Here is a 14,054-nt window from a genome sequence, read left to right as displayed (position 1 = left end):
ACTGGGGCGGGAAATGCTATATTATAGCTTGGGTTAACCACAAAACGGAACTGCCTTTGTCCCTGAGATAAATCGCAGTATTAAAAACGCCATTTTTCGTATTTGTTGATAGCGAAGCGCTGCTACAAGTAGATCATGTACCTAATTGATCTCCCAAAAAGACAAATATGAAGTAAACTAGACAAAAAAACTCTACTTAGTTCCACCAGGTAAACTGAGGAGACACTGCATAAATTAACAATCTAGGTCGAGGGCAACAAGGAGCAGCTATGTCAAAAACACATGACAAACTCATACCCATATCAAGTAAGCAATCTGTACAAGGTCGTCGCCGCAAACGTTCAGCCTCTAAGACGGTGCCTAAAAAAGTTAACAATCAGCAGCCAGTTGTGAATTCTCAGGAAACGGCAGCATTAACTCGTCCAGACCATCATATCAGTCTTGTGCCGATCTGGTCTGGGGGGCGAAGACCATCATCACAAGTAATGATGCCTCCGGGGGTGAAACCCATTCCTACAGTCAAGAAAAATACTCAGGTTTCCCCACGGGGAAAGGTGAGGTTAAAGACGGTATCTATGGAAAAGCCGAAACCGGAAAGAAGAGTATCACGGAAGACAAGGTTAAAACCCATGGCCAGAACCATGTTATACGCCTTGCGGTTGTTGATTGTCGGTGTTGGTGTGGGGGCGATTATGGGTACCTTGTTGTCAATCCTAGACCCAGCTAATCGCATTAGTTCAGTTGCGTCTTTATCTCAAAATACAACTTCTCAAAAAGCACTTCCAACTCCTAATACAAGTTTATCTCTGTCCCAGGAAATTACACCTTTAAAAAATTCTTTGCAAACTCTCACCACAGCTAGTTCTGATTTAACACCAGGAGTGTTTTTATTAGACTTAGATAATGGTGGTTATGTAGATATTAATGGTAATGCTAGTTTTCCGGCGGCCAGCACTATTAAAATCCCGATTTTGATGGCTTTTTTCCAGGATGTAGATGCTGGTAAAATCCGCCTAGATGAAATATTGACCCTAGAAAAAGAGATGATTGTCGGGGGTTCGGGAAATGTGCAATATCAAACTCCAGGCAGCAAGTACACGGCTCTTGATCTGGCTACGAAGATGATTACAATTAGCGACAATACAGCCACAAATATGCTAGTTGCTAAATTAGGTGGACAAGAGGCGTTAAATGGGCGTTTTCGCGGTTGGGGACTGACAACTACGATGATTCGTAATCCTCTCCCGGATTTAGGGGGGACTAACACCACCAGTCCGAGAGAATTGGGGAATTTAATCTCAATGGTAAATCAAGGTAATGTTGTGAGTATGCGATCGCGTGATTTAATGCTTAATATCATGAGTCGGACGGAAAGAGATAATCTTTTACCTGCTGGTTTGGGAAAAGGCGCAAATGCTTACCATAAAACGGGTGATATTGGAACAATGTTAGCAGATGTGGGTTTAATAGATGTTCCCACTGGTAAGCGTTATATTGCTGCTATTATGGTACAACGCCCTAATAATGATCCTCGCGCTGCAAAATTAATTAGTTCTATTTCTAGTGCTGCTTACGAACACTTTAGCCAGACTACGATACTACCTAGCAATCCTACAAATAATCAACCAATTAATCAAGCTGTTCCTAATTATCAACCAGTTCAACCAGTTCAACCTTTTATTCAATCCCCGGTAATGAATCCAACTGTACCTAATGGGATGGTTAATAATATACCTATAGGTAGTTATCCACCTCCTGTAATGACTCCTCAATTGACCCCACCATATTACCCACAACAATAATTCAATTCCGAATTCAAATTGACAAAAACTTTTCAAGGGTCATTTTAACATTTTTGATATCGCATTCCGGGGAGTTGAGTAACTAAACCCATGAGTTCTAATTGTAATAAAGAACTAGAAACTAAACTAGCATTCATGCCTGTTTTTTGAATAATCAAATCAAAAGATAAAACATCAATAGCTAAAGTATCTATTACCTGTTGTAATTCTGGTGGTAAATTAGGTAAAGGAGGAGATGTAACCATAGGGGCTTCTATATCTATTTGGGGAATTGCACCCAACAAGGTTAATAATTCACTGAGTTCCTGATTAATTAAACCTGCACCTTGACTAATTAATTTTAAACAACCTTGTGATGGTTGATCATCAATTCGTCCCGGTAATGCGTAAACATCTCGACAAAATTCATTAGCATAAGTAGCCGTAATTAAAGCGCCAGATTTTATTCCCGCTTCTATTACTAATACCGCACGACTCAAACCAGCAATAATTCGATTTCGACGAGGAAAATGGGTGCGGTTCGGTGGTGTTTTCGCAGGATATTCGCTAATTACTATTCCAAATGTCAAAATCTGTTTATATAAATCTCGATTTTTATGGGGATAAATAACATCTACTCCTGTTCCCATTACTGCTATTGTTCTTCCTCCGGCTTTCATTGCTGCTGCGTGACTTTCGGTGTCTATTCCTTCGGCCATTCCAGAAACAACGGTAAAACCATTTTTGGCTAATGCGGTACTAATTTGACGCGTCCATTTAATTCCATATTCTGTGGGTTGACGAGTTCCCACAATTCCTATTGAGGGTTTTTGTCCTGAATTTTCCTGTAAGTCAACTTCTCCCCGATAATATAACAACGGGGGTGGACTGGGGATTTCTCGCAGTAGTTGGGGATATTCTGGGTCTGCTGGTGTCCAAAAAAGGGGGTTTATTTGCTGGTGTTGAATGAGGAGTTGTTCTGGGTTTAAACGGGATTTTTGTTGAACAACTTTTTCTAATGTTTGAAATCCGAAACCTTCAACTTTTCGCAATTCTCCAGGACTGGCTTTCCAAGCTGTTTCTAAATTACCAAAATGCTGTTGCAATCTTTGTAATAATATTGGACCAATTCCCGAAATTTGCGACCACGCTAACCAATATTTACGTTCTTCTGTTATTGACATTTTTGAGTATTTAACCAATTTGAAGAAACTAACCACAGAGGCACAGAGGACACGGAGAAATAAGAGTTTAAGGGTTTTTTATTTCCCTCAATGTTGCTTTTTTAAATAATCAAATACGGATTTATCCCCAATGTCGGGAGGAATGGGTTGAATGATTTTACGAGTAGCAAAAACTAGAAAGAAAGTTGACCAAGTTGCTAATAAAACTTGTTCTGCTGGTGTTGATAAAATTCTGGTTAAATGTCCTAATAATAGTAAGGGAACAAGGGGGGTTAAGATTTTAGTTTCTAAACGATGAAAACAAAAACCTTCTTTAAAATAAATTCCTGTTAAAGCTGCAAAGGTGAAACCAATTCCTAATATGGTGAGGGGTTGATTATAAATAGTAATTGCAAATGTTTGACTGTCACTATGTCCAAAAATAAAGGCACAAATGCTGCCAATTATCCAAAAAAGTTGGAGAATTCGGTGCAGAAATGCCATATAAATATGAATGGTTAATAAACTGACTCCCAGTGCAATACTAAAACAGGTGTAGAGAGGAGTCAGGAGGGCAATTGCTGCTGGTTGAGGATAGAATAATACTAAACTGCTACCAATGGCAAAACATAGGGCTGCTATCATTAATCCTGTTCGATAAATTATCACACTTTGGCGATCGCTCTGAGTAATTGTAAACTCTCCAAATTGTCCTTGATATCTTGCGGGTGATGATATTGTTTGTGTGGTCATATTCCCTAATTATTATTTTAGTAATCGCTCTTTTTCTCTTCGCGCCTGGAGCGCCTCTGCGTGAGACAAAAATTATTAATGTCCCTTCCCAGCACCTAAATACAATTCTCCCACTTTTGGATCATTTAATAATTCTTTACCTGGTCCTGAAATCGCATCTCTTCCTGATTCTAACACATAACCACGATCTGCCATTTCTAAAGCTTTTCTAGCATTTTGTTCGACTAAAATTATAGCGGTTCCCGATTGTTTAATTTGTTTAATTTGCTCAAATACTTGAGTTACTAAAATGGGCGATAATGCGGCTGAGGGTTCATCTAAAAGGAGTAAACTGGGTTCTAACATTAATGCTTTCCCCATTGCTAACATTTGTCTTTCTCCACCGGAAAGAGTCCCCGCGCGTTGACGACGGCGATCGCTTAATCGGGAAAACATAGTGTATATTTTATCTTTGAGAGGTTTTAAGGGAACATCTCGCACAAAAGCACCCATTTCTAAGTTTTCATCTATGGTTAAAGAGGGGAAAACATTGGCAATTTGCGGAACATAAGACATTCCTTTGGCGACAATTTGATTAGATTTTAAACCCACCAAATTCTGATTTTTAAAGATGATTGTTCCGGTATGGGGTGTCAAAAGTCCGAATATAGTTTTTACTAAGGTGGATTTACCTGCACCATTGGGACCAATTACTGTGACTAATTCTCCTGGTGCAATATGAAAGTTGACACCTTGCAAAACATCTACGTCTTTAATATATCCCGCGTAGACATTTTCTACTTTTAATAAATAATTATTAGTCATTTGTTCGTTGTCGGTTGTTATTTGTTCGTTGTCAGTTGTCAGTTGTTATTTGTTCGTTGTCGGTTGTTATTTGTTCGTTGTCAGTTGTCAGTTGTTTTTCTTTTACCACTGACCACTGACCACTGACCACTGACTACTGACCACTGACCACTGACCACTGACCACTGACTACTGACCACTGGCCACTGACCACTGACCACTGACCTATGACTATTTTGGGGTTTTTTGCAATTCTGATCTTTCTTCTGCCAAAATCGCACTTTCTACTGGACAAACTTGTAGACAGATGCCACAATCAATACAAGTAGCAAAGTCAATCCAGTACCAATCTGTACCTTTGACGTTTTTCCCTGGACCTTCATGAATACAAGCTACAGGACAAGCATTTACGCAGTCAGCAACACCTTCACAAACGTCTGTAACAATGGTGTGTGGCATTTTTCCGATTCCTCCTCTTTTTTATCTGTTATTTTTGACTTAGGATTCTGCTTCAATGGTATGAGAACCATCAGCTTTAATCCAAGCAATTTTGGTAATGGAGCGATCGCTTGCATACTGACGAATCGCTGCCACGTTTCTATTCCCCAAGTCCATTTCTACTCTCACTAAATCAGTAGTATTACGTAAATTTTCCGCAAAAGCAAAAGCCGCAGCTTCAGCGCCGGAGGTTTCCGAGACTACTAACCAATGACTAGCGGGGATATGCTGGGGTAATTGCTGATTTAATAGGAGAATTTCGTATAAATCATCAATATTCAATTCAAAACCAATACCGGGGATATTTTCACCCTGGGGATGATATAAACCTAGTAATTGGTCATAACGACCACCACTTCCTAAAATCTGTGTTTGTGAATTTGTCTCACTCACTACTTCAAATACAATACCTGTGTAGTAGTCAATGGTTTGAATTAAGCTCAGGTCAAGGATTAAAGATAATTTACCCTCTAGTAATTCTACCAGAGATTTGAGGTTATTTATTGCATCATGCTGATCTGGTTCGAGATCTAAACTACTGACCTTTCGTAAAACCTCTTGACCATCACCCCGCAAATCCACCATGATTTTAGCCCGTTGGCGTAGTTCTTCCTCTATGGGTAATGTATCAAGAGTCACATAATCCAAGTGAGCGATCGCCGTGCGGACTTGATTTCTGATGTCTGGGGGAAAAGCATTAAGTAGGGAGCGAGTAATTCCCGCTTCCCCTAAAATTAACCGACACCCTTGTAAATCCAATGCTGTTAAACAATCTGCGACTAACAGCAATACTTCCGCATTAGCCAATAATCCTTCCGCACCCAGTAATTCCACCCCAGCTTGATAATACTCTTGCTGACGATTATGGCGGCCTTCCCAATTGCGACGAAAAACATTAGCATTGTAATATAGTCGCTGGGGATAGGTGGCATTTGTCATGCGAGTCGCCACTGTCCGGGCGATAGAAGCCGTCAATTCTGGACGCAATCCCAATTCTTCATTTTGACCATTTTGGAGTTGAATCACCATGTGACGCTGAATTGCTTCACCTGCCATCAGGGTATCCATTCTTTCCAGAGTTGAGGTAATAATCTGGTGATATCCCCAACATTGAAATACTTGTTCTAACCTATCTTCAATCCAGCGTTTTTGCGCCACATCTAAGGGTAATAGATCTCTTGCTCCCGCTGCTGGTTGATACACCATTATTTTTTCTTCTCATCAAACAAATTGGGAAACCAACGACGATTTTCAGGCTTATCTATTTGCTTCTCTTTATTCACACTGTTGTTACCTCCTAAAGCTTTATCTACTTTGGGTTTCCATTCTAAAGCGATTTTTTCCTTGGGATCTAATTTCAGGGCATGATCAAAGTGAATTTTTGCCATTTTCAGTTGATTGTCCCGTAAATATACCATTGCCATCAAGCTATGGCAACGACTATTTTGCGGTTCTAACTTTAACGCATCTTGTAATTCTACTTTGGCTTGGCGCAATTGGTTTATTTCTAATAAATTTTGAGCGCGTTGCAGGTATTCTCCTGCTGCTGACTCTGCTTGCGATGGCAAAGTTGGGGTTGATTGTAACTTTTTGGGGGAGTTTTCAGGTTGAGTAGAGGACTGATTTATTGACCTTTTTGCTACCCACATCAGGTAAACTAGATTTAGCTCGCTCACCTGGGCGATGATTTTGGGTACTTGTTGGAAATCACTAAATTGAGTTTTGGCAATTTTAGCGATCGCTTCCTTGTATAACGTAGTAATATTAGGGGACGCTAACAGTTGCTTTGCCAGTTCGGTCTTGAGTTTAATTGTTTCTGGTTCCTGTGCAAATCGCTTACCCATTTGTGACAAAACAAACAAATATTCGTGCCGATTCTGCTCTACAGAAAATTTCTCATAAGCGGGATTAACTAATTTTGCTAATAATTGATTAGCTATTTCTTTTGCCGGTTCACCTACAACACTAGAACTATCTGGGTGTAAGATCCGAGCAATTTGTAAATATCGGTTACGGATTTCTTTAAATTCTGCATCAACTGGCACACATAAGATTGCGTGATGATCTATGAAATCATAGGTAAATAATCCACCATCTATTTTTAATAACATATCTATTACAGGTATCGCGCCATGGCCTATTTTCTCTAGTTTACAGCGAAGTATAGGAAATTTGGCAACTCTTTCCTTGGTAAGGGGAGTAATTTTGGCAATAGATAGTTAAGGAATACTTTTGTGTACTCAGTAGCTAATAGAAGACCATAGCAGAAACTTTCTATTTTGTGAAGATGATTTAGCCAATTTAGCGTGTATTTTTCGGAAATGTCACTGACGTAATTATGAAACTGATATTTCCTGATCTAGTAATGAAAGTTGCAGAAAGTAATAATGATTTATCCATTTATTCCTAGATACTATTTTAATCATGTAAAGATTTGAGCAGCTAAAAAGCCCTAATCAACCTTTGCACTAATTCAAAATTAAGGAGATTTGTACCATGTCAGATATATTGTTTGATGATATACCTGTTGAGTAGCAAGAAACAGTAGTTGGTGGCGACAATTATTATTCTTTTTCTTCTAATGATGACAAAGAATTTCCAGAAAAAAACAAGAAGAATTTCTGGAAAAAATATGGACTGAAAATGATCCCTTATTCTTAGGCTCGTTGTTAAAATCCATTTTCAACTAAAACTCTCTTAGAAATCAAATAGTCCTCTATATATAGGTTAATAATTACTATCAATCTGTGGATAATACTAGTTATCTACAGATTATTTATTTTTCACACTTCTATCCATTAAATAAAGAATTATGATTCTAGTATTCCCCCTGATGGTAAACAATATTAATTTGATTTTTGTAGGTTGGGTTGAACGAACTGAAACCCAACATTAGATGTAGGATAGCAAAGATATTGAGTTTCGTTAAACTAATAAACTAACTATATCGAAATAGCATAAAAATTATAATTTCATCGAATAGATTAGCCAGATTGGCGTGTATTTTTCGGAAATATTTATTTCTTAAATTAGTAATAAAGTTGGCGTAAATTAGCCATGACAAAGATATTGATTGATAATAATTCAAATTTAAAGGAAGTTGAATAATATCTAATCCATTTTTTACTACAGTATCTATTGAACAACAAGAAACTATAATTTGTGGTGGTAGCAATATCAATGATACTAATTCTGACATTATATAGAAATTAATTTAGCTAAAACTTGAAATTTTGTCAAATGAATTTAGCCGAATTGGCGTGTATTTTTCGGCAATGTTTAGTTCTAAATCTGGTAATTAAGTTTGCAGAAAATGAGAATGAATTATCTAGTTATTCCTCGATATTCTATTAACAAGCGAGGGGGAAAACGGCAACCGAGCAGTAAACAATCCCAAGCGATAATTCAAATCAAGGAGAATTCAGTCATGTCTAATCTATTTACCGCAGTATCTGTTGAACAACAAGAAATGGTATCTGGTGGAGTTGTAGTTGCTCCTGATACCACATTTAGTGAACTTCTCAACTTCAATCAAAATACTACATTATTTAATTCTCAATCTTCTGCAGGTCCAGGTGGTGTAGTATCATTGATTGGGTACGGCAATAATAATGTTGCTTCTACTTTAGATAAACGTGCTAGTCAAATATACTTCTCCTACTAATTAGTTAGCAAATAATTCTAGGATTAATTCTGCACTGTGATTCTACATAAAGAGAAAACAGCAAGGCAAATTAATATCCTAGAATAGCTCGCTAAATTCTGTCGAAATTACTATCGATAGCGATTTTGTATGTAAGTAGGTCAGCTATCAGTCATGGGTTGCTTCTAAAAAAAACTTCCCACTGGTAGCTGATTCTTTATCTTCTGTCTAAGAAAAGTACAAAAATAAATTATCCAATTTTACAGAATTAAAACAAATTTTCCTCCCCCTGCTACCTGCCCTCAAATCAACAGGATATTTTTTATTTAGAACTCCCTAAACCTGTATAGAGTGCCAGAAAAATAACTGAGGTTTTATCATGTCTGAAAAAATAACAACTAAAAACTCTGACCTATTTATAGATATATCAGAAAAGGAACAAGAGTCTGTATCTGGGGGCGGATTATCTTCACCCTTTGGAATGTCTTATATGTTCTTCCAAACTACAGATATATACTCTAGGGGAATGAGTGAAGTGAATATTTCTCAAGGAAATTCTAGTGGATTTGTAAGAAATGAAGCTGAATATAGATTTTCTCAAACAACATTAGTTATAGCTTCATTGTTTGGTGGAGGAGGAGGTGGAAGTCGTCGCAATAACCGCAGACGAGGTGGTAGCTTATTCGCAAAACTATTTAGTTTTTTTTAGCAGAGAAACAAAATCACAATCACTTCATTTTATCTTCCACTATTTAGATCATACAGCACTCGTTCATACGCATATTTCCGACTTCTGACATAAATTTATAATTTATGGACACAATAAATAAAAGAAGTCGGGGATCTTATCGTCTCACCTGAATTCTTACCTTGATTGTTCAATTTGTCTCCTTAAATATTGTACATAATTGTTAGGCAAAGTGCTGTATTTGCCAAGGCTTTACACCAATTAAATAAATATAAAAAATCAATTTAATAACAAATAAATTGGCTTATTTTTCCAACTTTATATGGTTAATTGCTAATGAAATACCAATTTGTTAAACAGCATAGTGAAGAAGACTGTGGTGCAGCTTGTTTAGCGGCAATTGCCAAATATTACGGTCAAACATTTACCATTAGTCATATTCGGGAAGCCGTAGGAACAGGGCAATTTGGAACTACTTTATTAGGATTAAAAAGAGGAGCAGAAATTCTGGGTTTTAACGCCAATCCAGTGAAAACTTCTCCAGAAATATTAGATAAAATTAATGAAGCACCTTTACCCGCGATTATTCATTGGAAGGGTAATCATTGGGTGATTTTATATGGTAAAAAAGGTAAAAAATTTCTGATTGCAGATCCAGCAGTGGGAATGCGTTATCTTTCTAAAGAAGATATCAAAGCAGCTTGGACAGATTGGTTATTATTATTAGTAGAACCAGATCCTATCCGCTTTTTTTCTCAAAAGCAAGATCAGGTCGGTGGTTTTTGGCGTTTCTTCCGACGAGTTTGGATTTATCGTGGTATTTTATTACAAGCTTTACCCCTCAATTTAGTCTTGGGTTTACTGTCTTTAACTTCTCCTTTTCTACTGCAAATTCTCACCGATGATGTATTAGTTAGAGGTGACATAAAATTATTAACTACAGTAGTCATTGCTGTAGTAGTTATGAATATTATTTCTACTAGCCTTTCATTTGTCCAGTCTAACTTAATTGCTCATTTTGCTCAACGAATGCAATTAGGTTTAGTTTTGGAATTTGGGCGGCAAATTCTGCGTTTACCATTAACTTATTATGAAACTCGTCGCAGTGGTGAAGTTGTCAGTCGGCTGCGAGACATTGACCAGATTAATCAATTAATTGCTCAAGTTGTTATTGGTTTACCCAGTCAATTTTTTATTGCCATAATTTCCTTGGGTTTCATGTTTTTCTATAGCTGGAAACTTACCTTGGTAGCTTTAGTAATTTCTGTGTTCATGACCACATCTACTTTTATTTTTCAGCCCACATTACAACAAAAAACCAATGAACTCTTAATTACAGAAGCGGAAACCCAAGGGGTTTTAGTGGAAACCTTTAAAGGTGCATTAACTCTCAAAACAACCGCATCAAGAAGACAATTTTGGGATGAATTACAAAATCGTTTTAATCGTCTAGCTAGGCTAACATTTCAGACGATGCAAATTGGGATTATTAATAATACCTTTTCAAGTTTTATTTCTGGTATTGGTGGCGTAGTTTTACTCTGGTTTGGCGGTTATTTGGTAATTAACCCGGCTGAAAATATCAGTGTTGGGCAATTACTAGCATTTAATTCAATGAATGGTAATTTTATATCTTTAATCAGTACAGTTATTAATTTTGTTGATGAATTTACCCGGGCTAAAACTGCTACTCGAAGGCTGACAGAAGTTATTGATGCCACTCCAGAAGAAGAAGATAATAGTAAAAAGCCATTTGTAGAAATCTCTAGTAATGCTAATATTATTTGTACAAATTTAACCTTTCATTATCCTGGTCGAATTGATTTATTAGAAGATTTTTCTTTAACGATTCCTGGAGGTAAGAATATTGCTCTAATTGGTAAATCTGGCTGTGGTAAAAGCACCTTAGCCAAATTGATTTCTAGTTTATATCAACTGCAATCTGGTAATATCCAGATTGGGATTTATAATCTCCAAGACCTTTCTTTAGAATGTCTCCGTCAACAAATAGTTCTTGTTCCTCAAGATGCTCATTTTTGGAATCGTTCTATTATTGATAATTTCCGATTAGGAGCGCCTTATGTTAGTTTTGAGCAGATTGTTCAAGCTTGTAAAATTTCTGGTGCTGATGAATTTATAAGTAAGTTACCTGAGACATATCAAACTATTTTAGGTGAATTTGGTGCTAATATTTCTGGTGGACAAAGACAAAGATTAGCCATAGCTAGAGCCATTGTTACAGATCCAGCAATTCTCATTTTAGATGAATCTACTGGTGGACTAGATCCAGTGAGTGAAGCCCAAGTTTTAGACCAATTATTTCAACATCGTCAAGGGAAAACAACGATTTTAATTACTCATAGACCCAAGGTAATTAATCGGGCTGATTGGATTGTTTTGATAGATCAGGGTAAATTGAAATTGCAAGGTTCTTTGGCAGATTTACGCACTAAATCAGGAGATCATTTAGATTTTGTAATTCCTTAATTCCCTCTTGTGTTTAGCCCCTTAGTCATGCAAAGAGGGGAAACCAGAAATGAGCATCCTCTCCTTGATAAGGGGAGGGTTAAGCGACCCTAAAAGCCACGCTTTGCTAATGTTAAAAAATACCGTTCAAAACTCAAATAGGAATCCTATATATCATTCATTATTTAGATAACCATGACTTACACTCACAATCAAGAATTTAATTCTGTCTTTGAAACTGATAATTCACTTCCACCGGTTAGTCGTTGGACATCCTTAGCAGGTTTATTTTTGATTGCTACTGTTATTACTAGCATTTATTTATCTTCATGGGTGAAATATAATGTTATGGTAAAAGCTGCTGCTATTGTTCGTCCCATAGGTGAAACTCGTGTGGTGCAATCACCAATAGAAGGGACAGTTAAAAGTATCGAAGTCAAAGAAAATCAAATTGTTAAGCAAGGAGACATAATTGCCATTTTAGATACTGAACAATTGCTAATTAAAAAAAGTCAATTAGAAGAAAGTATTAAACAAAATGAATTACAAATACTACAAATATATGCTCAAAACCGAACATTAAATTATCAAATTATGGCTGAAAAAAGAGTTATAGAAACTGTTGTCAATTCTGCCAAAGAAGACTTATTAAGAAATCAAAGGGAATATCAAGAGCGAAAAATCAATACTGAAAGTGAATTAATGACAGCAGGGGTAAATATTCAAAAAGAATTAGTAGATTTAGAAAAAGCAAAAGCTGATTTAGATTTCGCAAAATCGGATAGAGATCGTTATGGGTTGTTATCCAAAATTGGTGCAATTGGTAGCAGAGAATTTGAGCAAAAACAGCTAGTTGTGCACCAGACAACCTTAACACTACAATCTGCAAAAAAAGCTGTTGATCTTGCTAAAATCAAAATTAAATCAACTCAAGCTGCAATTAATCCAACTACCGCAATGGTAAAAATGGCACAAGAAAGGATTGCTCAAGAAACTGCTAAAGGTGAAGCTAATATAGCGGCTCTAAATAAAGAAAGAGAAGTCTTAATTCAGCGATTGGTAGAAATACAAACTCAAATAAAACAATCACAAAAAGAACTTCAACAACTAGAAACTCAGCGTAAAAGTAGTGTAATTCTTGCCACGAGTAATGGGATTATATTTAAACTAAATTTACGCAATTCTGGTCAAGTTCTGCGAGTTGGTGAATCTATTGCTGAGGTTGTCCCTGATAGTGCTTATTTAGTAATTAAAGCCATAATTCCTACTGCGGAAATCAACAAAATTGCCATTGGTCAAAAAGTGCAACTTCGTGTTGATGCTTGTCCCTATCCTGATTATGGAATTGCTAAGGGGACTGTTAAAACCATTTCTCCAGATGCAATTATATCTCAAAGCAAAGATACAACTACGACTAATTCTCCTGGTATTAGCTACTTTGAAATAACCATTCAACCCGAAAGTAATTCATTTGGAATTAATGGTCACAAATGTGTCTTACAATCAGGAATGAACACTACAGCAGATATTATTTCTAGAGAAGAAACGGCATTACAATTTATGTTGAGAAAAGCTAGACTAATTGTTGATTTATAAGTAGCTAAATAGCCAGAAATTAAATTAATTAAATTAATTAGTAAAAACAAAAAACAGGAAATCTGTCGTATTATTTGTTGAATAGTCCTGTAATTTGAATAAATAACTCAAGTTTCCAGTTATTTTGTTGAACCTAGTAATGGGTAATAGGTAATAAAGGCTCTGGTTTCATCATGTTTATTCTTTAATCCTAGACATCCTGATTCTGACAATTTACCTAACTAGCAACTTAGATTAAATATTTTATAAAAAAATAGGGTTTTACTGCTCCCTTTATGGAAAAGAATATTGATTTAATTTTTGTAGGTTGGGGTGTAGCTTGCTTCCCAAAGGGTACGAAATGAAATCCAATATTAGCAGAATGACAGTAAGGGGTATTGGGTTGAGGAACGAAATACAATCTACAATAAATGTTATCTTACATAAAGATAACAGTAGAGTCAAAAATAGAAACATTGCACAAAATGTCTCTACAATTTTTGTAGAAAACATATAAAAATTCTCTATTTATATTCATATTACTCTCCAACAAACACAAAGTATCAGGCTATTCTAAAAATTTTTGATCCTGATTATATCTACTGTAATTTTTTATTTTCATTTACCAAAATCAGAGCATATTTATAATAACTTTAAATTCTTAATATCATGTAAATGCTCCTACTTAACAAAAACCTTATGTC

Annotated in this window: 11 protein-coding genes; 5 read left to right on the top strand and 6 right to left on the bottom strand. The window is 36.3% G+C overall.

Features of this window, described 5'->3' with window-relative positions; genetic code table 11:
* Positions 1-269 precede the first annotated feature (269 nt).
* Positions 270-1,802, top strand: coding sequence for a serine hydrolase (locus tag H6G44_RS08390; RefSeq protein WP_190386160.1), 1,533 nt, complete (start codon positions 270-272; stop codon positions 1,800-1,802).
* A gap of 44 nt (positions 1,803-1,846) precedes the next feature.
* Here the strand turns inward: H6G44_RS08390 and dprA are convergent, their stop codons facing one another.
* The 6 genes from dprA to H6G44_RS08360 all read right to left on the bottom strand — a co-directional run bounded on the left by dprA (position 1,847) and on the right by H6G44_RS08360 (position 7,089).
* A complete protein-coding gene (gene dprA, locus H6G44_RS08385) occupies positions 1,847-2,959 on the bottom strand; it encodes a DNA-processing protein DprA (RefSeq protein WP_190386180.1) in 1,113 nt (370 codons plus the stop codon).
* Positions 2,960-3,052: 93 nt separating this feature from the next.
* Positions 3,053-3,697, bottom strand: coding sequence for a DUF2301 domain-containing membrane protein (locus H6G44_RS08380; RefSeq protein ID WP_190386161.1), 645 nt, complete (start codon positions 3,695-3,697; stop codon positions 3,053-3,055).
* Positions 3,698-3,772: 75 nt separating this feature from the next.
* Positions 3,773-4,501: an ABC transporter ATP-binding protein gene (locus tag H6G44_RS08375; RefSeq protein ID WP_190386162.1), complete on the bottom strand. Its 729-nt coding sequence runs from the start codon at positions 4,499-4,501 to the stop codon at positions 3,773-3,775.
* A 210-nt stretch (positions 4,502-4,711) separates the two neighbouring features.
* On the bottom strand, positions 4,712-4,939 hold the full coding sequence (locus tag H6G44_RS08370; protein ID WP_190386163.1) for an indolepyruvate ferredoxin oxidoreductase subunit alpha: 228 nt from the start codon (positions 4,937-4,939) through the stop codon (positions 4,712-4,714).
* A 39-nt stretch (positions 4,940-4,978) separates the two neighbouring features.
* The gene (locus H6G44_RS08365; RefSeq protein WP_190386164.1) at positions 4,979-6,184 is read right to left on the bottom strand and encodes an ATP phosphoribosyltransferase regulatory subunit; all 1,206 of its coding nucleotides are present in this window, start codon (positions 6,182-6,184) and stop codon (positions 4,979-4,981) included.
* Complete coding sequence (locus H6G44_RS08360; protein WP_190386165.1) at positions 6,184-7,089, bottom strand: J domain-containing protein; 906 nt, start codon at positions 7,087-7,089, stop codon at positions 6,184-6,186. Before H6G44_RS08360 ends, H6G44_RS08365 begins: the two co-directional genes overlap by 1 nt.
* A gap of 1,316 nt (positions 7,090-8,405) precedes the next feature.
* Here H6G44_RS08360 and H6G44_RS08355 point away from each other — a divergent pair.
* The 4 genes from H6G44_RS08355 (at position 8,406) to H6G44_RS08340 (ending at position 13,371) form a co-directional block, all read left to right on the top strand.
* On the top strand, positions 8,406-8,642 hold the full coding sequence (locus tag H6G44_RS08355) for a CTB family bacteriocin (protein WP_190386166.1): 237 nt from the start codon (positions 8,406-8,408) through the stop codon (positions 8,640-8,642).
* Positions 8,643-9,000: 358 nt separating this feature from the next.
* The gene (locus H6G44_RS08350; RefSeq protein ID WP_190386167.1) at positions 9,001-9,330 is read left to right on the top strand and encodes a hypothetical protein; all 330 of its coding nucleotides are present in this window, start codon (positions 9,001-9,003) and stop codon (positions 9,328-9,330) included.
* A gap of 315 nt (positions 9,331-9,645) precedes the next feature.
* On the top strand, positions 9,646-11,796 hold the full coding sequence (locus H6G44_RS08345; RefSeq protein WP_190386168.1) for a peptidase domain-containing ABC transporter: 2,151 nt from the start codon (positions 9,646-9,648) through the stop codon (positions 11,794-11,796).
* A 174-nt stretch (positions 11,797-11,970) separates the two neighbouring features.
* Entirely contained in the window at positions 11,971-13,371 is a 1,401-nt protein-coding gene (locus tag H6G44_RS08340) for an HlyD family secretion protein (RefSeq protein WP_190386169.1), read from the top strand.
* Positions 13,372-14,054: the final 683 nt, after the last annotated feature.

Origin of the sequence: Aphanizomenon flos-aquae FACHB-1287, from assembly GCF_014698755.1 — a bacterium.
GTDB lineage: Bacteria > Cyanobacteriota > Cyanobacteriia > Cyanobacteriales > Nostocaceae > Dolichospermum > Dolichospermum flosaquae.
Note: the sequence above shows the minus strand (reverse complement) of the source record. Positions and strands in the feature narration are given on the sequence as shown.

What these genes read in the sequence shown, in the direction of transcription:
- H6G44_RS08390 (WP_190386160.1), top strand. Translation starts at nt 270, where the DNA reads ATGTCAAAAACACATGACAAACTCATACCCATATCAAGTAAGCAATCT.
- H6G44_RS08345 (WP_190386168.1), top strand. Translation starts at nt 9,646, where the DNA reads ATGAAATACCAATTTGTTAAACAGCATAGTGAAGAAGACTGTGGTGCA.
- H6G44_RS08375 (WP_190386162.1), bottom strand. Translation starts at nt 4,501, where the DNA reads ATGACTAATAATTATTTATTAAAAGTAGAAAATGTCTACGCGGGATAT.
- H6G44_RS08380 (WP_190386161.1), bottom strand. Translation starts at nt 3,697, where the DNA reads ATGACCACACAAACAATATCATCACCCGCAAGATATCAAGGACAATTT.
- H6G44_RS08370 (WP_190386163.1), bottom strand. Translation starts at nt 4,939, where the DNA reads ATGCCACACACCATTGTTACAGACGTTTGTGAAGGTGTTGCTGACTGC.
- H6G44_RS08365 (WP_190386164.1), bottom strand. Translation starts at nt 6,184, where the DNA reads ATGGTGTATCAACCAGCAGCGGGAGCAAGAGATCTATTACCCTTAGAT.
- H6G44_RS08350 (WP_190386167.1), top strand. Translation starts at nt 9,001, where the DNA reads ATGTCTGAAAAAATAACAACTAAAAACTCTGACCTATTTATAGATATA.
- H6G44_RS08355 (WP_190386166.1), top strand. Translation starts at nt 8,406, where the DNA reads ATGTCTAATCTATTTACCGCAGTATCTGTTGAACAACAAGAAATGGTA.
- H6G44_RS08360 (WP_190386165.1), bottom strand. Translation starts at nt 7,089, where the DNA reads ATGTTATTAAAAATAGATGGTGGATTATTTACCTATGATTTCATAGAT.
- H6G44_RS08340 (WP_190386169.1), top strand. Translation starts at nt 11,971, where the DNA reads ATGACTTACACTCACAATCAAGAATTTAATTCTGTCTTTGAAACTGAT.